Genomic DNA, 21299 nt, shown 5'->3' with positions numbered 1-21299 from the left:
TCAATCGCGCTCTTCGATCAGACGCCGGATTGTGGCCAGGTTCTCCGGCGCCCACAGGCGGCGGTGGACCTCGCCGGCCTCCGGGCCCGTCGCGCGATCGGCGTGCAGCATCGGGGCAGCCTTGCGGACTTCGTCATAGACCAGCGCGGTGGCCTGACTGAGCTTCAGGTCCGGTTCTCGCTCCCGACGCAGGTCGACAGCCTGGGCGGCAAACATCGCCTCCATGGAAACCAGCCATCGCATGGGTTCGAGCTGCTCCGAGAGCTTGGAGACGGCGAGCGTGCTGTTCGTGGCGATGTCCTCGACCATCTCCGACACCACGATCCCGTCAAGGCTGGCCGGCATCGCCCTCAGCCTGATCTCGGCATGCAACGCGGCGAGCGACTTCTGCATCGGCACGAAGCCTGCAGAGGCACCGCCGACCGGCGAAAGGTAGTTCGCAAGGCCGGAGAGATGGCCGGTCATCAGCTTGATCGACCGCTGCACGGAAGCCGTGGCAAGCTGTGCGAGTGCGATTGCCAGAGTGTCGAAGGCGAGCGCGAGCGATGCGGTAAGGAAATTGGCCGAAGGGCGAACCTCGCCGCCTTCGACGAGCACAAGCGGATTGTCGGCCGTGGCATTCATCTCGATCTCGACCTCGCGGCGCGCATGGGCGAGGGCGCCGAGCACCGTGCCGGTGACTTGCGGCAGAGCCCGGAACGAGATCGCATCCTGGACCTTCGCCGGGCGGCGGCTGAAGAAGTCGCTTCCGTCGAGCGCCCGCCGGAACAGTTCCGCCGCCTCGACCTGCATGGCCGCCGGCCGGGCCCCCACGACCCGAGGGTCGAAGAGGTGCGGGCTGGCGCCCAGCCCCTGGCAGGCGAGCGCCGCCGTGGCGATGTGGGCCGCAAGAAGATCGTCGAGCGCCGCAATGGCTAGCGCGGCCGTAGCAGCCGTGACCGACGACGCACTGCCGATCGACAGGCCGTCCTTCGGAGCGAGTTGTGCCGGCGCCAGGCCTGCTGCAGCCAGCGCATCCGCAGCGGGCACGGTTGCCCCGTTCAGATAGACCTGGCCCTTGCCGATCGCCGCGGCTGCGATGCTCATCGTCTGCACGAGATCGCTGGCACCTGTCGAGCCGTGGGAGGGTATGACGGGTATGACGTCGCGGGCGAGCATCTCCGCAAGGAGATCGAAGACCGGCAGCGAGACGCCGGCGCCCCCGCCGGCGAGACCCGCCAGCCGGCAGAACAGAGCCGCACGGCACACATGAAGGGGCAGGGGATTCCCGACCCCGGCCACCCGCGCCAGTACCAGTTGCGCCTGCAATTCGGCGGCCTCATCGGGAGGGATCCGATGCCCGATATTGCCGCCCAGCCCCGTGTTGAGGCCGTAAACGGGGATGCCCTGTTCCAGATGGGCGTCGAGAACCTCGCGCGCCTCCTGCATCCGGGCGCGCAACTCGGGCGTGACATCGACCCTGACGTCGCCGGTCGAGGCGGCGGCGACATCCTCCACCCTGACCGGTCGTTCGCCGAAGACGAGCCGCGTCATGCGTAACGCAGCCGGTGCCCGACGCCCAGTCGCTCCGCTTTCCCCAGGAAAGCATGGCCGAGCGCGATATCGGAAAGCGACAGGCCGCGGTGCCAGAACAGGATCGTCTCGTCGGCACTCTCGCGACCAGGCTTCAGGCCGGCGACGATCTGGCCGAGTTCGGCATGGAGCGTCTCTTCCGATAGCTTGCCGGCCTCGACATGCGCGCGCAGCGAACCGAACTTGCCGCCCTTGCACTGGCCCCAGTCGTCGACGACCATCTTGGTCATGATGTCGGTGAGCGAGAGTTCTACCGCGCTCATCGTGCCGTAGGGGACGACCAGCGCGCCGGGCTTGATCCACTGCGTCTTCAGCATCGGCTCGGGCTTGCCGAGGCGCGAAGCCTCCACCACGATGTCGGCACCTTCCACGCACGAGCGCCAGTCCTCGGTCGCGACGACCTTCTTGCCGAGGTCACGCGAGAGGCGCTCGGCAAAGCCGTTGCGGCTTTCCGGCCGGCGCGAATGGACGCGGATCTCGTCAAAGTCGAAGAGATGGTCGAGCAGGCGGACGTTCCAGTAGGCCGTGCCGCGAGCGCCGACGTGGCCGAGGACCTTCGAATCCTTGCGGGCGAGATGTTTCGCGCCTACGGCGGTGACCGCGCCGGTCCGCATGTCGGTGATTCCGCTCGCGTCGAGAATTGCGGTGGGCTTGCCGGTGCGCGGATCGAAGAGGTTGAGTAGGCCGAATTCCGAGGGCATGCCCTGCTTGTAGTTGTCGACGAAGTCGCCGACGACCTTCACGCCGGCCGCATCGATCTCGCCGCCGATCCAGCCGCGCAGGACGTTGAAATGGCCCTCCACGCCGGCGCGCGGCTCGAGATGCATGCGCGGCTCGATCACCGTCTCGCCTCGTCCCTGCATGCCGAGGCTCGACTCGATGGCGGCGAGAATCTCTGCGTCGGACAGCATCGCCGCCTCGATGTCGAAGCGATTGAGATAGGTGATGTAGATCGGATGCATGCAAATGGTCCTGTTTAGGTTACTTTCCTGGCTGCCCGCTCGAAACGGAAAAGGCAAGCGGCCGAAAGGAATCCGGCCACGACCACGTGACGGCCATGGCAGGGCGTTGCCGCGGAAGAGGCGTTAAAGGGCGGCTAGATGTAACGGCCGCCGAAGCTGAGCAAAGGCTCGCGCTCCGAGTGCGAACTGAAGTCGACCAGACGCCCGATCGCGATCACCGTGCCGTGTCGCTCGATCGTCTCCTCCAGGCGGCAATCCAGCGACCCCACGCCGTCCAGCAGGATGGGCGCGCCGGTCGCGAGCACGCCCCAGTTCCCTGAGCGGAAACGATCGGCACCCTTGAGTTCTCCGCGCCCGCCGAAACTGTCGGCAAGCTGCTCCTGTCCCTTGGCCAGGTAGTTGATGGCGAAGTGATGCCCGTTCGCCACCTGCTTCAGCGCGGACGTGCTCGCGCCGATCGAAACCATCATGAGCGGCGGGTCCGCGGAGAGGTGGGTCGCCGACAGGGCCAGGAATCCGGCAGGCCCCTCGGCATCGGCGGCCGTCACCACCGCTGCGCCGACGGCCCGGACGCCGATCGCTCGCCAGAACGATTTGCCGTCGATCGTTTTGTCCGTGCTGTTCTCTGCGTTCATTTCCGACCTTCCGGGGCTCTTTGCCGATATGGCGATCCAGCACGGCTATGCCGCAAGGGACGGCTTCGCCATACGGAATGACATGACAAGTTTTCCATTACGTTCGCGTAGCGGCGCAAGCTTCTGCGCACCGTCCATGAAGAGCGTAAGCTTTGGGCGATGCCAATGATCCTCTCTTCTGGTCCTACCTATTTTCGGCGCTGCGGAATGATGCACAGGTTCCGCGGTGCCGTGAACATCTCCTCCGATGGCGATCGGCCATTCTCTACCCGCACGGAGGTAGTTTATGAGCATTGTCGTATTTGATCCGGACAGCGTCGAGGATGTCGATTTCGCCGAGCGTATGCGCCATCCGGCGGCAGCGGACCCGGCAGGCGGCATGTGGCTGTCGGACACCGAGCCGTCCTTCATCGATGCGGACGCCTTGCGCAAAGGACGGCTGGCGAAGCTGCGCGCCTGGATGCGCGAGGCGGGCTACGGCGGCGTGGTTCTGTTCGATCCATACAATCAGCGCTATGCCACCGGCTCGCGCAACATGTTCGGCTACTTCCTGCGCAACTCGACCAGGTACTTCTTCATCCCCACCGAGGGGCCGATCGTGCTCTTCGAGTATCCGCAGAGCTACCATGTCTCCATGGTGCTCGACACGGTCGACGAGGCGCGGCCCTCAAAGCTCGTCTGGTCCTCGGTGTCGGGTCGTGACGATGAGACTGCCGGTCCATTCGCGGATGAGATCGCCGATCTCCTGAGGACGCATGGTGGCGGCTCGATGAAGCTCGGCCTCGACCGCTGCAGTCACCTCCAGGCGCTGGCGCTGGAGAAGCGCGGCTGCGAGGTGAAGGACTGCCAGGGCGAGATTCTTGCCGTGCGCGCGGTCAAGACGCCGGAAGAGATTAAGTGCCTGCAGGTCTCGATGGCCGGCGCCGAGGCAGCGGTTGCGGCCGTGCGCGAGGCGATCAAGCCGGGCGTCTCGGAGAACGACCTCTTCGCCATCATGTACCATGAGGTGATTCGCCAGGGAGGCGAGTTCATCGAGACGCGGCTGCTCTCGTCCGGCCAGCGTACAAATCCGTGGTTCAACGAGGCGAGCGGGCGCAAGATCCGGCCGGGCGAACTGGTCGCGCTCGATACCGACACGATCGGCTGCTACGGCTACTACTCCGACTTCTCACGCACCTTCCGCTGTGGCCCGGGCAAGCCGACCGCCTACCAGAAGTCGCTCTACCGGATGGCCCACGACCAGGTGCAGCACAACATCGGAATCGTGAAGCCCGGCATGGAGTTCCGCGAGATTGCTGAGAAGGCGTGGAAGATACCCGAGCGCTTCGTCGACCAGCGCTACACTTCGGTGATGCACGGTGTCGGTATGCACGGCGAGACGCCCTTTATCGCCCATTCCATGGATTATGCGACCTATGGACGCGATGGGGTGCTTCTGCCGGGCATGGTGGTTTCCGTCGAAAGCTATATCGGCGAGAAGGGCGGCCGCGAGGGGGTGAAGCTGGAAGACGAGATCCTGATCACCGAGACCGGGACCGAGCTTCTGTCGCGCTTCCCCTACGAAGACGAGTTCCTGGACGGACAGGCCTGAATGAAGAAACCGCTCACGATCGAGCCCGAGAAGACCGCTGCCCTTTTCATCGACCTCCAGGAGGAGCATCGGCGCGATTCGCGTTACATCGTCGAAGGGTTCGACCGCGTGCTGGCCAACGTTCAGCGCATCCAGGCCGCCGCTCGGGCGGCCGGGGTGCAGCTCTATCACTTCGCCTATATCGTCGACCCGACGAACCGGCGGTCGCTGCATCCGATGATGCCGAACGGCACGTCCGCCTTCAGCGCCAAGGACGATCCGAACACCGCAATCTGCGGGGAAGTCGCGCCGTTCTCCGGCGAGCGGACCATCGTGAAGGGAGAGGCGAGCGCGTTCGGCGCCACCTCACCGATAGACGAACTGCGCAGCCAAGGCATCGAATGGCTGGTCGTATGCGGCGTCTGGACCGAAGCCTGCGTCGACGCGACCGTGAAGGACGCGGTGAGCCGAGGCTTCCGGGTGCTCCTCGTCAAGGACGCCTGCGGCACCGGGACGGCAGCGATGCACCAGACTGGCATCCTGAACCTCGCCAACCGCCTCTATGGCGGGGCGGTCGTCACCACCGACCAGGTCTGCGGGCTTCTCGCGGGGGAATCAGTCGAGGCCTGGCAGGTCGAGGGTTCGGTACCCCTTCGATACACGTTCGAGAACGCCGCCGAGCTTTACCGGCAACTATAAGCGAACGTTTGGCGGAACGGACGGCTCGATGGACATCATCTGGTTCATGACAGGCAATCTCGGCCTTATTGGCGAGCATGCGCTGCGGCACGTCTCCATCGTCTTCGTGGCGGTGGGGATCGCTGTCGTGACCGCCGTCCCCATAGGCATAGCGATCACCCAGTCGAAGGCCGCGGCGGACGTCGTCCTTTACTTCGCTTCAATGATGATCACGGTGCCGTCGATCGCGCTGTTCGGCCTGATGATCCCGCTTCTGTCGCCGATCGGCTACGGCATCGGCTATGTGCCGGCCGTCATTGCGGTCATCCTCTATTCGCAGTTGCCGATCATCCGTAACACCTACACGGCCATCTCCAATGTGGACCCGGCGCTGCGCGAAGCCGCGGTCGGGATGGGCATGAGCACCTTCCAGCGGCTGCGGCAGGTGGAGATACCGCTCGCCATTCCGGTTATCATGACCGGCATCCGCACCGCCGTCGTCATGAACATCGGGGTGACCGCCATCGCGGCCTATATCGGCGCCGGCGGCCTCGGAACCTTCATCTCGCGGGGAATCAGCCAGTCCGACCCGCGTCAGCTCGTCACCGGCGCCGTCTCGGTGTCGCTGCTGGCGATCGCGATCGATCTGATTCTCCTGCTCGTCCAGAAACTGCTGACATCCAAAGGTCTCGTCGAGGAGTCCCGCCAGTGATCCGCCTCGAGCATCTCACAAAAGTCTTCAACACCCCGAACGGTCCCGTGCGGGCCGTCGACGATGTCAGCCTTGAACTCCCCGAAGGCGAGATCTGCGTCCTGCTCGGCCCGTCGGGCTGCGGCAAGACGACGAGCATGAAGATGATCAACCGCCTGATCGAGCCGACCAGCGGGAAGATTTACATCAACGGGCGCGATACCGACGCCACTGATCCGATCCAGCTACGGCGATCGATCGGATATGTGATCCAGCAGATCGGGCTGTTCCCGAACAAGACTGTCGCCGACAACATCTGCGTGGTGCCGGATCTCCTCGGCTGGGACCGGAAGAAGACACGCGCCCGCGCCGCCGAACTCCTGGAACTGGTGGGAATGGACCCCGCCGCCTTCATGGGCCGCTACCCGAAGGAGCTCTCCGGCGGCCAGCAGCAGCGTGTCGGCGTGATCCGCGCGCTCGCCGCCGATCCGCCTGTCATGCTGATGGACGAGCCTTTTGGGGCGATCGATCCGATCAACCGCGAAGTGATCCAGGACGAGTTCCTGCGCATGCAGCAGGCGCTCCGGAAGACCATCATCTTCGTCTCGCACGACCTCGACGAAGCGGTGAAGATGGCCGACAAGATCGCCATCTTCCGCAGCGGGCGGCTCGAGCAATTCGCCAGCCCCGACCGGCTGCTCGCAAATCCCGCCAACAGCTTTGTCGAGAGTTTTTTGGGATCGGACAGGGCGCTGAAGCGCCTGCGGCTGGTCCGCGTCGCCGAAGCGATGCTTACCGAGTTTGATGCCCTTCGTGGTGACGACCCTCACGCGCGCGGCAAGGTGGTCCTTGAGGAATCGGGGCTGCCGTTCGCGATCGTGGTGGACGAGAACGGCCGGCCGACCGGTTGCCTTGCCGGGAACGCTGAAGCGGGCGTGGATGCGAAAGTCGGTGATCTAGCCCGGCCGGTGCGCGCGACCATCTCCACGGACGCAGACCTGAGGCTCGCCGTCGCGTCGATGTTCGCACAGGACATGCCGGTCCTACCATGCGTGGACGACGGCGGCAGGCTGAAGGGCATTCTCACCTATCGCTCAGTGGTCAAAAGCCTGGCATCGGCGGAGGCCCGCGAATGAGCGAGGCCACCACTGCTTCAGTTCAGGTGCAGAAGAGCCCGGCATCTGCCCGCTGGGTCACTTCCATCCGCACGCCCGTTCTGGTCTGGCTGGTGATCGCGCTGGCCGTGGCGATTTGGATCTCGTTGAGCGACATGCCGGCCGAGATCCTGACCTATCGCGAGGACATCATCTATCTCGGCGGGCAGCATGTCGAGTTGGTGGCTTGGTCGGGTGGGCTGGCGATCCTCACCGGTGTGCCGATCGGCGCGCTCCTGTCGCGCCCGGCATTCCAGCGCGTCTCCGAGGCGCTGCTACAAGGGTTCAATGTTGGCGCGACGATCCCGACGCTTGCGATCCTCGCCCTGTCAATGACGCTGCTCGGCATCGGCACCGTGCCTGCGGTCTTCGGCCTGTGGGCGGCGACCCTGCTGCCGATCGTAAGGAACACCTATGCGGGACTGCGCGCCGTGCCGCAGCATCTGATCGAGGCCGCGTGCGGCATGGGCATGACGCCGGCGCAGATGTTCTGGCGCGTCGAATTGCCGAATGCGCTGTTCGTTATCTTCGGCGGCGTCCGTACCGCGCTGGCGATCTGCGTCGGCTCCGCGCCGCTGGTCTTCCTGATTGGCGCCGGCGGTCTCGGCGAACTGATCTTCACAGGCATTGCGCTGGACGAACTGCCCATGATGCTCGCCGGCGCCATTCCGACCGCTCTGCTTGCGGTCGTCACCGATTTCACCGTTGGCAGGCTTCAATACTACCTCGTGCCGCGGGGAATAAATCCGCTCCGATAGGGAAGCGGAAGTCATCACAAACGGAGGGACTGTATGAACATCCTATCGAAACTCGCGGCGGGTATTGTCTCCGCTGCACTCCTCGGTAGCACGGCTGGTGCGGCCGAGCTGACGGTCGGCGGCAAGGGCTTCACCGAGCAGCTCATCATTGCCGAAACGACCAAGCAACTGCTCGAGAGCAAGGGCCACAAGGTCGACAAGAAGGACGGCATGGGCACCAAGATCGTGCGCGCCGCGCTCGAGAACGGCGAAGTCGACCTCTACTGGGAGTACACCGGCACTTCGCTGATCACCTTCAACAAGATCACCGACAAGCTCTCGCCAGAGGACACTTATACGCGCGTCAAGGAACTGGACGGCGAGAAGGGCCTCGTCTGGCTGACGCCGTCCAAGGCCAACAACACTTATGCGATGGCGGTGCGCAAGGACAACGAGAAGACCAACGGAATGGAGACGATCTCCGATCTCGCGGCGGCCTACACTGAGGGCAAGGCAGTCCTCATGGGCACCACCGCCGAGTTCCCGAAGCGCGAGGACGGCCTGCTTGGCCTGCAGAAGACCTATGGCTTCGAGGCCGGCCGCGCGAACGTCAAGCCCATGGATCTGGGCCTCGCCTACAAGGCGCTCGGCAACGGCGATCTCGACGTCGTCTCGGTCCAGGCGACGGACGGCCTGATCGCCGCCATGGACCTGAAAGTTCTCGCCGACGACAAGGGCTTCTTCCCGAACTATGCGCTGACCCCGGTCGTGCGCAAGGAGGTGCTGGACGCCAATGCGGATCTCAAGGACGTCCTGGAGTCGCTTTCCGCCAAGCTCGACGATCCGACCATGCAGCGCCTGAACGGCGAGGTGGACGTCGAGAAGAAGACGGTCGAGGAAGTTGCGGCGAAGTTCCTCGCCGACAGCGGCCTCAAGTAAGCCGCTAGGAAGCCTATGCGACAGGGCCGGCCGGGATCACCCGGCCGGCCCTGTCTATTTTTTAGTGAAACCGGTTTTCAAGCGTAGGCGCAAAGGAAGCCTCAAGCCGATCATCGGATCGGACCTGCTAAATGAGAGGCCTATTCTTTCCTACGCCTCAGCCCGCCAAATCGAGGCAGCGCTGCCACAGCCCTTGATCGATCTCGACGCTGGCGCTGCTCCAGTCCTGGCCTGAACCCAGGACGCGCTGTCCGGGGGTGCGAATGCCGGCCTCGGCGAAGCTCTCGGCCAGTCGGCCCACGCTTGCAGCGAAATGTCCCGAGCCGAAATGGCCGGCATCGATGGCGAGCAGGAACTGACCGACTTCTGGCGGGCCGCCTTCATTATTGCCGAGCGGGCTGGCCTCGGTGCTGAGCCTCGATCCGGTCAGCACGGCTGCCAGGATCTCGACCAGCAGTGCGATATTGGCTCCCTTCTGGCCGCCGCCGGGCAGCAACGAGCCGAGCAGGCCCTCTGCCGGATCGGTGGTCGGGGCGCCATTGCCGTCCTGCGCCCAGCCGAGCGGAATCGGCTCGCCGCGTTCCCGCCGCATGAGCATTTCCGTCTTGGTGACCGCGCTCATGCTCTGGTCGACCACGATCATGGCCCCGTCCCCCCTGGGCACCGCAAAGGCGAGGGGGTTGGTGCCGAAGATCGCCCGCTTGGCACCTGGCGGTGCGACCGAGGCCGGAGCATTCGACACGCACAGGCCGATCAGCCCGCACTCGGCCAGCGGCGTGACGTGATGGCTGAGGGCCAGGCAGTTGTAGGAGTTGCGGACAGCCATTGCCGCAACACCAAAATTGCGCGCGGCCTGGGCGAGATGGGACAGTCCTGCCTCTATCGCCGGATGCGCGAAGCCGTGCAGCGCGTCCACCGTGGTCACCGCATCCTTGGTGGTGACCGCGGGCTCAGCCAGCCCGTCGACCTTCCCGCATTTCAGGTGCTCGCAGAAGATCGGCAGATAGAACAGGCCGCAGACGCGGTTGCCCTCGAGCTCCGCCCGGGCCATCGCCCGGGCGACCGGCCCCGCATTCTCCGGCAGGGCCCCGGACCGGACCAGAGCGGTCTTGGCAGTCCGCTCGATGAGGCCGGCCGGAACGGATACGTGCGAGGCCGTCATTTGGCACGCGAGGCCGCGTACCGGCTCTCTCCCTCCGCTATGACGTTCTCGTCGAGCTGGAAGCCCAGGCCGGGACCCTGGAACGCTTCGAGCCAGCCTTCCTTCGGCGCGAGGTTGGGCGAGGACACGATGTCCTTCTGGACGAGCTGCCACATGATCTGGTTGCCGTCGTCGAGGTTGGGGATGGCGAGCGCGATGTGGTGTTCGGCGCAGGTGGTGATGCCCGTGGTGAAGGAGGAGTGGATGCAGATCTTCAGACCCGCCGCCTCGGCGACTGCGGCAACCTTCATCATCGGCTGGATGCCGCCGATCTCGCGCGGGCCGATACAGATCATGTCCGCCGCACGCTGACGGCAGATCTCGTAGACGTCGTAGAGGGTGAAAGCCGCCTGGTCGGCGACGATCGGGATGCCGACCTTCTCACGGACATGCGCCATGGCAGGGATGCTCCAGCTCACCGTCGGCTGCTCGATGAACTCGATATCGAACTTCTCCAGCTTGCGGCACATGTTGATGGCATCGTGCACGCTCCAGCCCTCGTTGGCGTCGAGCCGAAGGCGGGCGTCGCCGATCTCGCGGCGGACCGCTGCGGTGATCTCGAGATCGAGCTTCTCGCCGCGTCCGACCTTCAGGTAGAAGACGCGCTCGCCCTGCGCTGCACCTGCTGCGGCATCGCGCGCGAGTTCCTCGGCGGTCTCGCCCTGCAGGAAGTAGAAATAGCCGACCGCCTTGCGATGGGCTCCGCCGAGAAGGCGGTGGACCGGCAGGCCGGCAAGCTTGGCCTGGAGGTCCCACATCGCCATGTCGATGCCGGAGAACATCTGGTTGGCGGCGCGCATGATGTTGGCACCGTGGCCGAGATATTCCTGCCGGAAGATCCGGTCGATGAGCGGTGCGACGTCATGCGGGTCCTGCCCGACTAGATGACCGGCGAGGCGCGAGAGAATGGCTGCCGTACCCGTCTGATCCGGCGCCACGGTGCATTCGCCGATGCCGACGGTGCCGTCATCCGCCTCGATCTCGATCAGGTTAACGGCGAATGTTTCGCGGATGCCGTAGGACCAGTGGTAGGGCTGCTTGAGTGGCAGCACGAGCGGCCTGACGCGAACATTGGTGATCTTGACCACGATTTACTCCTGGAGAGGTCAGAAAAGGGGATCAGTACGGCCACTCGCCGCGCCCGAGCGCAGCGGTGGCAGAGATGATGCGAGCGAAGCTCTCGCCGGCGCGCCGCGCCATGCGGCGCCCGCGCAGGTAGCCATGCGGAAGGCCCTTCTCCTCGATCGAGCAGGCCTTGCCCCCGGCGGCCTCGATGAGCCCGGCGTAGAGCGGGCCCTCGGAGGCGAGGGGGTCGCATTCGGCGGTGAAGATCACGGTTGGCGGCAGATCGGAAAAGTCGCTGTCTGCCAAGGCTTCGAAACGGGGATCGCTGCCAGTCTCTTGGCCGCCGGTGCGGATCGTGCGGTAGAAGGCGACGTCCTTTGCGCTCAACAGCGGGGCTTCGGCATGGCGCGACATCGATGGCTTGGTCAGGTCGCCGCCGAGGCTGGGATAGATCAGGATTTGCCCACCTGGCGCCCAGTGCTTGCGCCGGCTGTTGTGGGATAGCGAGGCTGCGACGCTGGCGCCGGCCGATTCGCCGACCAGCACAATTGGCCGACCGAACCGCTCCGATACCCACTGAAGTCCCGCCATCGCGTCATCGAAAGCCGCGGTGCCGGTATGCTCCGGCGCCAGCCGATAGTCGATCGAGACGGCGGTGAAGCCTGTACCCGCGCAAAGCTCGGCGCAGATGTCGTCGTGGCTCTCTAGGTCGCCGAGCACGAAGCCGCCACCGTGGAGATAGAGGATGACGGCGCGCTCGTCGGCTGCTTCGCGGTGATAGATGCGGACGGGAATGGAGCGCCCATCCGCTTCGAGGGCGGTGGTCTCCGCTGCCACGCCGGCCGGATGGCCAGCGTGAAATTCACGGCTCATTCCATTGTAAATGGTGCGGTTTTTCTCGATCGGCCAGTCGATCGCTTCAGGCGGATAGAAGCTGTTGACGCGATCGATGAACGCCCAGGTCTCCCTGTCGATCAGATTGCTGTAATCGACTGCCGGCCTCATGGTCGGTTCAGGATTCCAGCCAGACCTTGTCGAGGTGCTGCTCCAGCGCCTGGTGCTGCTCACACCCATGCACACCCTCGCGGAAGCTGCGGTACACCGAGCGCCAGTAGGGCTGGATGATGACCCCTTCGTCGCGCAGGATCGTCTCGATCTTCTCCATGATCGGGCGTCTTTGTTCGGCATCTGGCGTGGCGAGCGCCTGCTCGAGCAGTGTGTCGAACTCCTTGTTGGAGAAGCCGCTCTCGTTCCAGGCTTGACCCGACCTGTAGGCGAGCGAAATCACCTGCACGCCGAGTGGGCGGCCGAGCCATTCCGTGCACGAGAAGGGGAACTTCGCCCAGTCGTTCCAGAAGGTGGCGGTGGGCAGCACCGTGCGCTTGATGTTCAGGCCGGCGTCACGCATCTGCGCCGCGATCGCGTCTGCGCTCGACTTCTGCCACTCGACATCGACGGAGATCAACTCGAATTCGTGCGCGCTCTGGCCCGCGTCATCGAGCAGCTTCTTGGCCTCTTCGACGTTGCGCGTGTGCGGCCCGATGTCGGCATATTCGGGGTGCATCGGCCCCACATGATGGTTTTCGGCCACTTTGCCGCGGTTGCTGAGGCCGATCGCCAGGACCGCGGCATTGTCGACCGCAAGCTGCGCGGCGCGCCGAACGCGCGCATCGTCATACGGCTTGTTGGTGACGTTGAAGCGGGCGACGATCGTAGAGCCGGTCGCGATCTCCGAACTCTGCAGCCCGATCGCCTCTACCTGTGAAATTGTGTCTGCGGAGGTCTCGTGGTTGGCATCGACCTCGGCAGCCTCGAAAGCCGAGTACATCGGGTTGGGATCGGAACCGTAGTCGATCCACTGTATGCCATCGAGCATGAACTCGCCCTTCCACCAGGGCGTGTCCTTCCGCTTGACTTCCGCGCGCGTCTCCACCTCCCAACTGACCAGTTCGCAGGGGCCGGTGGTGATCGCCAGCGCCTTCATCGGATCAAGCTCGCCGGCGTAGGAGCGATGCATGATCAGGGCGGGATAGTCGGTGAAGCTTGGCACAAGGGAGATGTCGGGCGCCGCCAGGTTGAGCCTAACCGTGAAGTCGTCGACCTTTTCGATCGCGCCTTCGGCGGCCTTCTTGGTATCGGGATCGATCAGCGCGCCCAGACGCCCGGCCATCGAATTGCCTTCGACGTCCGCCTCGCACCAGCGGTTCAGGTTGTGGATCACGTCGTCGGCGTTGAAGGTGTCGCCATTCGACCAGGTGATGCCCTGCCGAACCTTGAGGGTGAGCGTCTTTGCGTCGTCGCTTGCCTCCCAGGCCTCGAGCAGCCAGGGCTCGAAGCTGAAATCGGTGTTCCAGCGCACGAGGTACTCGTTGCACTGGCGGGCCACGTTCGACATCTCGACGCCGTCGAAGGTGCGCGGGTCGCGCCAGCCCTTCACGTTCATCGCCACGCGAAGCACGCCGCCGTTGCGCGGCTCCTGAGCCAAGGCAGCAGTGGGCGCGATACCACCAAGGGTAAAGGCGCCTGCGGCCGAGACGCCGAGCGCAGCCATCGTCGCGAGATACTCGCGCCGCGTGATCGCGCCGCTTCGGTACTGCTCCGCTATCGGCTTGGCCTTTGGATGCAGGCGCCGGTTGGTCAGCATGAACTTGAACATCGGGCTCTCCTGGTTTTGTTTATCGTCGTTCCCCTCACCAGCAGGTGAGCAGGGAAATGCTAGTCCGAACATCACTCGGCCAAGATGCAGAAATCCGCACATGTGATGCGGGATTCCGCAGATAGGGGGGTTCCTCATACGGTGGTAAACCCGCAGCGTGAGTCTTGGGTCTGCTAGTCGGACCGGCTATCGCGTGACCGACCGGTGCCGCCTGGCCTGGTTCGGCTCGTGGCCGAACTGCTCCTTAAAGGCGCGCGCGAAGCTCGACGCACTGGAGAAACCGCAGGAAAGGGCAATCTCGCCGATCCGCAGCGTCGAGTGGGTCAACAGATCATTGGCACGCCGCAGCCGAAGCATACGATAATAGGCGCTCGGCGTTGTCTTGACCTCGCGACGGAAAGCGCGTTCCAGCTTGTCGGATGAAATGCCGAGGCGCCTCGCGAGGTCGATCATGCTGAGGCGGTCTTCGACCGCGTCCTCCATTATGGCGACCGCCCCGAGGACAAGTTCGTCGCGGATGCCGGTGCGCAGCCGAAGTGGCATCATCCGCCTGTCGACGCTGGATCGTAACTGGCTGTGCACGAACCATTCGGCGACGCCGGCCGCGATTGCAGGACCATAGTCTCTGGTGATCAACTCCAGCATCATGTCGAGCGCGCCGACGCCTCCGGCCGAGGTGAAGCGTCGCCGGTCGATGACGAAGAGATCGCGGCGCATGTCCAAGCCGGGGAAGGCTTCACCGAACGCCGCCTGGCTGGTCCAGTGCAGCGTGCAGGAATAGCCGTCCAGCAGTCCGGCGCGCGCCAGGAAGAAGGCGGCGTCGGCGACTGCTCCGATATGGGCGCCGGATCGAAGATTCTTCCTGATCCAGACGAGCGCCTCTTCGGCAATCACCTGGTCCGCGTCGCCGCCCGAACACACCACGATGCGATCGACCACAGGTGCTGTGCTGACGCAGTGATCCGGATCGATGCCGACTCCGTTCGAGGCAAATACCTTTCCGGAGCCGATCCCGACAGTGATCCAGGAATAGCACCGCTTGCCGGAGAGCAGATTGGCGGCCCGCAAGGGCTCGATGACCGAACTGAAGGCCATCATCGGGAAGCCGGGAAAGACCAGGACCGCGAAACGGACGCCTGTCTCCGCACCCGATTTGGGGTCGGTGGGGACCTGGACTCCCCCGTTGCTCACCATCCGCTTCCGCTTGTGTTCACGAACATGGTCGAGGCTACCCTATCCGGCACGAGATCCCCCGCAAGGCAGATCAGCAGGGGAACTCACTTCGGCAAGCCTACCATGACAATCGATCCGATCCGATGCAGCCCGCTTACTCGCCGCTTGCGGCGATCTCCTCACGCCGGCGCGCGACATAGGCGTCGAGTTCTTCGCGGATGGCAGGATCCAAAGCCGGCTCCTCATAGTCGCGCAGCGCCTGCTGCCAGATCTCGGTCGCGCGCTCGAGCGCATCCTTGCTGCCCGCCTCCGTCCAGCTTCCGTAGTTCTGCCAGTTCGACAGCATCGGCTGGTAGAAGGCGGTGGTGTAGCGCGACATGGTATGCTCGGAGCCGAAGAAGTGGCCGCCCGCCGGCACCGACTTGATCGCCTCGAAGCCGAGATCGTCCTCCTGGAAGGGCAGGGGACGCAGGAATTCCATCATGTTCTGTAGGATTTCCACGTCTAGGACGAGCTTCTCGTAGGAGGCGGTGAGGCCGCCCTCCAGCCAGCCGGCGGCGTGGTAGATCATGTTGGCGCCGCCGAGCACCGCGCCCCAGGTCGCCATCTCGGTCTCGTAGGCCGCCTGCAGATCGACCACGTTCGACGCGTTGGCGTTCGACGTGCGGTAGGGGAGATTGTAGCGACGCGCGAGCTGCCCGGCGATGATGTTGGCCTTGGCGTTCTCCGGCGTGCCGAAGGCCGGCGCGCCCGACTTCATGTCGACATTGGAGGTGAAGGCGCCGTACATCGCCGGCGCGCCCGGGTTGACCAGCTGCGTCAGCGTGATGCCGAACAGCGCCTCGGCGTTCTGCTGAGCCAGTGCGGCGGCGAGCGTCACCGGGGTCATGGCACCCATCAGCGTGAACGGGGTGACCGTGACCGGCTGGCCGTGCTCGGCCATGGCGATCAGTCCGTCGGTCATGGCGTCGTCGAGCAGCCGCGGCGAATTGACCGAGATGATGGTGATGACGCCGGGCGAGGCGCGCATCTCGTCGAGCGTAATGCCACGCGCGATCGCCATCATGTTGATGCCGTCCATGGCGCGCTCGCGGCCGATCGCGGTGCAGTGGAAGGAAAGATCGCTCAGCGTCAGGTTGGCATGGTAGGTGTCGAGATGCCGGGAGTTGGCCGGCAGTTCGATGGGCGCCACCACCTGGTTTCCGATGATGTGGATCGAGTTGAAGAAGTGCGCGAGGCGAGTGAAGTTCTTGTAATCGGCGAGGTTGCCCTGACGCCGCCCGTTGATCCGGTCGTGGACGTTGGGCGGGCCGGCGACCAGGCCGAAGGTCAGCGCATTGCCGCCGAGCGTGATCTGCTTCGCGGGATTGCGGCTGGTCAGCGTGAAGGACGACGGCACCGTCTTCAGTGCCTCCATCACGATGCTCTCGTCGACGCGGATGATCTTCTCCTCGCGGTCGACGATCGCTCCCGCCGCCTCGAAGATATCCATGACGCGGTCGCTCATGACGCGGATGCCGAGCTCGGAGAGGATGCGCATCGAGGTCGCGTGCAGCGCCTCCATCCGCTCCTCGTCGAGTAGCTGCATAGGCGGGTAGGGGTTCTCGACGCGCTGCCACGGCAGCTGGGGGATGGCGCTGCCGCTGCGCTCCAGCCTGGACCTGCGGCCACCGCCGCGTCTTTCCTGTGTCATATCTCGTTCCGTTTGTGGGAAATGCCGTCGCGGGCTGTTTGATACGAAGGGTGGCGGTCTGGTGCGACCGTACTAAGGCCAGCGCAGATATGGTCGGCAAGCACGTTCTCGCCGCTGCGGCGACATGGCCCTCTCACCTCTCCCGTTGCAGCCACGACACGATTAGTTTGGCCCAATCAGCTATTCACGCAATTAGTTTGCCGCCTATGGCCAAAAATAACGGCGCCACCGTGATTGAAGCCACAGGGCTGTCTGGCCTAGCTAGAGCGAGATGAGGAGCAGGAGATGAAACCGCCAGCGCCGTTGAACTATGTCAGGTCCTTCGAGTGCGCCGCGCGCCATCTGAGTTTCACCGCCGCGGCCAAGGAACTGGGCTACACCCAGGCTGCGGTGAGCACGCATGTGCGCGCCCTCGAGCAATATATCGGCCGGCAGCTCTTCATCCGCTATCCGCGCAGCCTGAAGCTGACCGAAATGGGCGAAGCGTTCCTGCCTACACTCCGGCAGGCGCTGGACCAGATCGACCAGGCGACCGAGGCGATCGTCACGTCATCGCGCAAGCGCACCGTTACGGTATCCTGTCCAATAAGCCTCGCGGAGAACTGGCTTGCCGGCTGCATGGCCGACTTTAGGAAGGAGCATCCCGGGATCGAAGTCGTCCTGCATGGCACGATCTGGGAGGATACCGGCGAGCAGATCGCCGACCTCACCATCTTCACCCGACGCTTCGACGATCGGCCGCCGAACGGGATTGTGCTCTGGGAGGACAGCCTTGTGCTGCTGTGCGCACCGGCGCTGCTGGAGGGCAACGATCGCCTGAAGGAGCCCAGTGACATATCCAGGTTCGACTGGATCTTCGTGCACGGCCGTCAGGAATACTGGCAGTCCGTCACCTCGGCTCTGGGCCTCGAGATGGGAGACTACCCGAAAGGGTTGACGACGAACTCCTCGAACGTCGGGCTCGAAGTGGCAGCCAAGGGGGCTGGCCTCGTGGTCACCCAACGCTCGCTTGCCCGGACCTACCTGCAGCGCGGCCTCCTGATCGAGCCCTTTCCGATCCGGCCGCCGAGTCCGTGGAACTATTATCTCACCGAGAACCCGCTCTCGAAGGGGAGCGTCGTGCGCACCGCTCGGGAGTGGATTCTTGGCCGCGCGGCGGACGAAAGCGCGGCATAGCACTGGGCTCGCCTGATTGCTGAGGGAAGAATCGACGCGTCAATGGCCCAATTTTATTTGGGCCATACCGCCGCTAGCGGCGCTTCCGAACGCCAAACGTCCCCATTAAACATGGTGCTCGACGTAATCGCCGTGGTTTCATGGCGCTGACGTCTGATCGTTCGCCACCCTCTCAAAGGACAACTCTCTCCAAATGCGTACCCATGCACAGGCCGTGGTCATCGGCGGAGGACTGATCGGCTGCTCGATCCTCTATCATCTTGCCAAGCTCGGCTGGACCGACGTCGTGTTGCTCGAGCGCGACGAACTGACCTCCGGCTCGACGTGGCACGCCGCCGCGGGCATCCATGGGCTGCACGACAACACCAACATCAGCCGTCTGCAGCACTACACGATGACGCTCTACAAGGAGCTGCAGACCGAGACCGGCCAGGATTGCGGCATCTTCCAGCCGGGCTCGCTCTATCTCGCCCAGACGGAAGCGCGCGAGCATCAGCTGCGGCTGCAGGAAGCCAAGGCGCGCCGGCACAAGATGAATTTCTACGAGATCGGCCGGGATGAGGCGGAAAGGCTGCATCCGCTCGTCAATTTCGAGGGCATCCGCTGCATCATGTACGAGCCGGAGGGCGGTAACGTCGATCCTTCCGGTGTGACCGCGGCCTATGCCGCAGGGGCGAAGCAGCGCGGCGCGGAGATCCATCGCTTCACCCCGGTGACCGCCACCGAGGCGCAGCCGGATGGAAGCTGGATCGTGCGCACCCCGAAGGGCGACATCCGCACACAATGGGTGGTCAATGCCGCGGGCCTGTGGGGACGCGAGGTCGCGGCCATGGCGGGTCTCGAACTTCCGCTCATCCCGACCGAGCACCAGTATTTCGTGACCGAGACGATCCCCGAGATCGCCGCGCTCGGGCGGCGCCTGCCGTCGGTCGCGGACCGCGACGGCGAGTACTACATGCGCCAGGAGGGGCTTGGGCTACTGATCGGCGCCTATGAGCGCAATATGAAGTTCTGGGCCGAGGACGGCACGCCGCAGGATTTCGGCCACGAGCTCTTCCCGGACGATCTCGACCGCATCGAGGAGAACATGTTGCGCGCCATCGATCGCGTGCCTGTGGCCGCCTCGGCCGGCGTGAAGCGGGTCATCAACGGGCCGATGATCTGGTCGCCGGACAGCGCCGTGCTGTTCGGGCCGGTGCCGGAGCTCCAGAATTATTTCTGCTGCAACGGCATCATCCCCGGCTTCTCGCAGTCGGGCGGCATGGGCAAGCTGGCGGCCGAGTGGATGGTCGAGGGCGAGCCGTCACTGGACATGTTCGGCTGGGACATGGCGCGCTACGGCCACTGGGCCGGCAAGGCCTTCACCAAGGCGCGGGTCCAGGACCAGTACAGCCACCGCTTCAAGATCCATTTCCCCAACGAGGAACGCGCCGCCGGCCGTCCGGTGCGCACGCGGCCGGCCTACGAGATGCAGAAGGCGAGGGGGGCGATCTTCGGCCTCAACTTCGGCTGGGAGCATCCGCTGTGGTTCGCCGCCGAGGGTGAGCCGCGCGAGGAGACTGTGGGCTTCAAGCGCCAGAACTGGTGGGAGCCGGTCGGCCGCGAGGCGCGCATGCTGCGCGAGCGTGCCGGCATCATCGACATCTCCAACTATGCCAAGTACGAGGTGAAGGGTTCTGGCGCCGAAGCCTGGCTCAACGCGCTCTTCGCCAACCGGATGCCGACGGCGGTTGGCCGCTCATGCCTCACCCCGCTGATCGGCAAGCGCGGCGGCATCGCCGGCGACTTCACCGTGACGAGGCTCGCCGAAGACGAGTTCATGGTGATCGGCTCAGGCATGGCCGAGCGCTACCACCAGCGGTTCTTCAAGGCGGTGCCGCTGCCGGAAGGCACCACCTTCCGCTCGCTGACCGCAGAGATGTGCGGCTTCAACGTCGCCGGGCCGAAGTCGCGCGAACTGCTGCAGCGCCTGACCAATGCCGATCTTTCGACCGAGGCCTTCCCGTTCATGCGCTCGCGCCGGATCACCGTGGCGGGCGTCGATCTGGTCGCGCTACGCGTCTCGTTCACGGGCGACCTCGGATGGGAGCTGCATTGCAAGACCATCGATCAGGTCCAGCTCTATACCGCGCTGCTGGAAGCGGGCGCCGAGCTGGGCGCCGGTCCGGTCGGCTCGCGCGCTCTGATGTCGCTGCGCGTCGAGAAGGGATACGGCAGCTGGAGCCGGGAATATTCGCCGGAATACTGGCCGCAGGAGGTGCACCTCGACCGGCTGATCAAGCTCGACAAGGGCAACTTCCTCAACCGTGACGCCTATCTGGCCGTTGCCGACAAGCCGGCCCGCGAGGAGTTCATCATGCTCTCCGTCTCGGCGGTCGATGCCGACGCGACCGGCGGCGAGCCGATCTTCCTGCCCGACGGCACGCCGATCGGCCAGGTCTCGTCGGGCACGTACGGCTATTTCGTCGACCAGTCGCTGGCGCTCGGTTACATCAAGGCCGGTACCGCGAAGCCGGGCGACAAGGTCAGCGTGGCGATCCTCGGCCAGCCGCACGAGGCCGTCGTCCTGAAGGAGCCGCCCTTCGATCCGGAAGGAAAGCGACTGCGGGCCTGAGTTTTCTGCCTTGCGAGTGCCGCGGGACAGCCGCGGCACTCGGGCGTAGGACGACCACCGCTGGACCCGTCCGCGGCGACAGCGCTGCTGCGTGCCAGAAGCTCCAGAGCGCTGCGATAGACAGCCTCAGGTGTCGCGCTCACGTTCCGTGCACAGTTGCAATTCGCCGATGTCCTCGGATGTCGCGTAGAGACATGCCTCGCGACAAATCTCCGGCTCGAGCAGCAGCCGATTGCGCATCACTTCCGCCGGATTGGTTAACTTGGCGATGGACGCCAGCGTATCCGCGCTATTTCTTCTGGGCGCTGCCCGACGAAGGTGCTCTTTTCCGACATGGCGCCAAATCTGGCCGTCGGCGTCGGCGATCGCCAGCGCCTTGCGTAGTTCGCCCGGGAAATGCCGAGTGTTTCGCAGAGCAGTCTTTCCGGCGGCAGCCTAGTCGTCTCGTGTGTCGTCCAACTGGGCGAGATGGCCTGCAACTCAACCCAGAGAAAGTTTTTCGGAAGAGGGGAGGGCAGAGGACCGGGATCCAACCTTCTCCAGAAGCGAGCATCTACGTCAAAGCAGACCTACGCGCCCTCTCCCTTCCGGCTTCCGGCGCGTCCTATTGACCCCTCAGGAACGTGTGGGCGGTGGGTTCTCCCGGGTTGTGGATAGTCCCCCTAGAAAGTTTCGGAGCCCAGTTGACAGTTTGTCGGGGTGCCGCCTATATACGCCTCACCAACGACGGCGGCGACGCTGCTGGCGGCCAAGAAGTTCGCTTCCAGGTACCGCGACGTTGGT

17 protein-coding genes are annotated in these 21299 nt (G+C 64.6%); 8 read left to right on the top strand and 9 right to left on the bottom strand.

Annotated features, from left to right (window positions below; genetic code table 11):
* From HUI96_RS21940 to HUI96_RS21930, 3 genes are all read right to left on the bottom strand, one after another.
* Positions 1-1533, bottom strand: a complete 1533-nt coding sequence (locus tag HUI96_RS21940; protein WP_188256843.1) for an aromatic amino acid ammonia-lyase — start codon at positions 1531-1533, stop codon at positions 1-3.
* Entirely contained in the window at positions 1530-2534 is a 1005-nt protein-coding gene (locus tag HUI96_RS21935) for an ornithine cyclodeaminase family protein (protein ID WP_188256842.1), read from the bottom strand. The genes HUI96_RS21940 and HUI96_RS21935 overlap by 4 nt, the downstream gene beginning before the upstream one ends.
* A 134-nt stretch (positions 2535-2668) precedes the next feature.
* Positions 2669-3169, bottom strand: coding sequence for a flavin reductase family protein (locus HUI96_RS21930; protein WP_188256841.1), 501 nt, complete (start codon positions 3167-3169; stop codon positions 2669-2671).
* Between the two features lie 286 nt (positions 3170-3455).
* Between HUI96_RS21930 and HUI96_RS21925 the strand changes: the two genes are divergently transcribed.
* From HUI96_RS21925 to HUI96_RS21900, 6 genes are read left to right on the top strand one after another with little or no spacing between them, the layout of a single operon-like run.
* Positions 3456-4760 carry a M24 family metallopeptidase gene (locus tag HUI96_RS21925; protein ID WP_188256840.1) on the top strand — a complete coding sequence of 435 codons (1305 nt, stop codon included), beginning with the start codon at positions 3456-3458 and terminating at the stop codon, positions 4758-4760.
* Entirely contained in the window at positions 4761-5438 is a 678-nt protein-coding gene (locus HUI96_RS21920) for an isochorismatase family protein (RefSeq protein WP_188256839.1), read from the top strand. It begins immediately after the preceding gene.
* 28 nt (positions 5439-5466) lie between these two features.
* The gene (locus HUI96_RS21915) at positions 5467-6129 is read left to right on the top strand and encodes an ABC transporter permease (RefSeq protein ID WP_188256838.1); all 663 of its coding nucleotides are present in this window, start codon (positions 5467-5469) and stop codon (positions 6127-6129) included.
* Positions 6126-7244 carry a betaine/proline/choline family ABC transporter ATP-binding protein gene (locus tag HUI96_RS21910; protein WP_188256837.1) on the top strand — a complete coding sequence of 373 codons (1119 nt, stop codon included), beginning with the start codon at positions 6126-6128 and terminating at the stop codon, positions 7242-7244. Before HUI96_RS21915 ends, HUI96_RS21910 begins: the two co-directional genes overlap by 4 nt.
* Positions 7241-8020 carry an ABC transporter permease gene (locus HUI96_RS21905; RefSeq protein ID WP_188256836.1) on the top strand — a complete coding sequence of 260 codons (780 nt, stop codon included), beginning with the start codon at positions 7241-7243 and terminating at the stop codon, positions 8018-8020. The genes HUI96_RS21910 and HUI96_RS21905 overlap by 4 nt, the downstream gene beginning before the upstream one ends.
* Positions 8021-8053: 33 nt before the next feature.
* A complete protein-coding gene (locus HUI96_RS21900; protein WP_188256835.1) occupies positions 8054-8938 on the top strand; it encodes a glycine betaine ABC transporter substrate-binding protein in 885 nt (294 codons plus the stop codon).
* 157 nt (positions 8939-9095) lie between these two features.
* Here the strand turns inward: HUI96_RS21900 and HUI96_RS21895 are convergent, their stop codons facing one another.
* From HUI96_RS21895 to HUI96_RS21870, 6 genes are all read right to left on the bottom strand, one after another.
* Positions 9096-10100 carry an Ldh family oxidoreductase gene (locus tag HUI96_RS21895; RefSeq protein ID WP_188256834.1) on the bottom strand — a complete coding sequence of 335 codons (1005 nt, stop codon included), beginning with the start codon at positions 10098-10100 and terminating at the stop codon, positions 9096-9098.
* Positions 10097-11227 (bottom strand): enolase C-terminal domain-like protein, encoded by a 1131-nt coding sequence (locus HUI96_RS30100; RefSeq protein ID WP_188256833.1) that lies wholly within the window; start codon positions 11225-11227, stop codon positions 10097-10099. Before HUI96_RS30100 ends, HUI96_RS21895 begins: the two co-directional genes overlap by 4 nt.
* 31 nt (positions 11228-11258) lie before the next feature.
* Positions 11259-12209 carry an alpha/beta hydrolase gene (locus tag HUI96_RS21885; protein ID WP_188256832.1) on the bottom strand — a complete coding sequence of 317 codons (951 nt, stop codon included), beginning with the start codon at positions 12207-12209 and terminating at the stop codon, positions 11259-11261.
* Positions 12210-12216: 7 nt separating this feature from the next.
* Entirely contained in the window at positions 12217-13860 is a 1644-nt protein-coding gene (locus tag HUI96_RS21880) for an ABC transporter substrate-binding protein (RefSeq protein ID WP_188256831.1), read from the bottom strand.
* A 186-nt stretch (positions 13861-14046) separates the two neighbouring features.
* Positions 14047-15051, bottom strand: a complete 1005-nt coding sequence (locus HUI96_RS21875) for a GlxA family transcriptional regulator (RefSeq protein ID WP_337918559.1) — start codon at positions 15049-15051, stop codon at positions 14047-14049.
* A 136-nt stretch (positions 15052-15187) separates the two neighbouring features.
* A complete protein-coding gene (locus tag HUI96_RS21870; protein ID WP_188256829.1) occupies positions 15188-16726 on the bottom strand; it encodes a trimethylamine methyltransferase family protein in 1539 nt (512 codons plus the stop codon).
* Positions 16727-17011: 285 nt separating this feature from the next.
* Between HUI96_RS21870 and HUI96_RS21865 the strand changes: the two genes are divergently transcribed.
* Positions 17012-17902: a LysR substrate-binding domain-containing protein gene (locus tag HUI96_RS21865; protein ID WP_188256828.1), complete on the top strand. Its 891-nt coding sequence runs from the start codon at positions 17012-17014 to the stop codon at positions 17900-17902.
* 193 nt (positions 17903-18095) lie between these two features.
* Entirely contained in the window at positions 18096-20516 is a 2421-nt protein-coding gene (locus HUI96_RS21860) for a GcvT family protein (protein ID WP_188256827.1), read from the top strand.
* The last annotated feature ends 783 nt before the right edge of the window (positions 20517-21299 follow it).

The sequence above is a fragment of the Pseudaminobacter soli (ex Zhang et al. 2022) genome (assembly GCF_014595955.1).
Taxonomy (GTDB): Bacteria; Pseudomonadota; Alphaproteobacteria; order Rhizobiales; family Rhizobiaceae; genus Kumtagia; species Kumtagia pseudosoli.
This window is presented reverse-complemented; position numbering and strand designations above follow the sequence as displayed.

Bases quoted from the DNA above. Each gene is read 5' to 3' on its own strand.
- HUI96_RS21940 (WP_188256843.1), bottom strand. From the start codon at position 1,533: ATGACGCGGCTCGTCTTCGGCGAACGACCGGTCAGGGTGGAGGATGTC.
- HUI96_RS21935 (WP_188256842.1), bottom strand. From the start codon at position 2,534: ATGCATCCGATCTACATCACCTATCTCAATCGCTTCGACATCGAGGCG.
- HUI96_RS21930 (WP_188256841.1), bottom strand. From the start codon at position 3,169: ATGAACGCAGAGAACAGCACGGACAAAACGATCGACGGCAAATCGTTC.
- HUI96_RS21925 (WP_188256840.1), top strand. From the start codon at position 3,456: ATGAGCATTGTCGTATTTGATCCGGACAGCGTCGAGGATGTCGATTTC.
- HUI96_RS21920 (WP_188256839.1), top strand. From the start codon at position 4,761: ATGAAGAAACCGCTCACGATCGAGCCCGAGAAGACCGCTGCCCTTTTC.
- HUI96_RS21915 (WP_188256838.1), top strand. From the start codon at position 5,467: ATGGACATCATCTGGTTCATGACAGGCAATCTCGGCCTTATTGGCGAG.
- HUI96_RS21905 (WP_188256836.1), top strand. From the start codon at position 7,241: ATGAGCGAGGCCACCACTGCTTCAGTTCAGGTGCAGAAGAGCCCGGCA.
- HUI96_RS21900 (WP_188256835.1), top strand. From the start codon at position 8,054: ATGAACATCCTATCGAAACTCGCGGCGGGTATTGTCTCCGCTGCACTC.
- HUI96_RS21895 (WP_188256834.1), bottom strand. From the start codon at position 10,100: ATGACGGCCTCGCACGTATCCGTTCCGGCCGGCCTCATCGAGCGGACT.
- HUI96_RS21885 (WP_188256832.1), bottom strand. From the start codon at position 12,209: ATGAGGCCGGCAGTCGATTACAGCAATCTGATCGACAGGGAGACCTGG.
- HUI96_RS21880 (WP_188256831.1), bottom strand. From the start codon at position 13,860: ATGTTCAAGTTCATGCTGACCAACCGGCGCCTGCATCCAAAGGCCAAG.
- HUI96_RS21870 (WP_188256829.1), bottom strand. From the start codon at position 16,726: ATGACACAGGAAAGACGCGGCGGTGGCCGCAGGTCCAGGCTGGAGCGC.
- HUI96_RS21865 (WP_188256828.1), top strand. From the start codon at position 17,012: ATGAAACCGCCAGCGCCGTTGAACTATGTCAGGTCCTTCGAGTGCGCC.
- HUI96_RS21860 (WP_188256827.1), top strand. From the start codon at position 18,096: ATGCGTACCCATGCACAGGCCGTGGTCATCGGCGGAGGACTGATCGGC.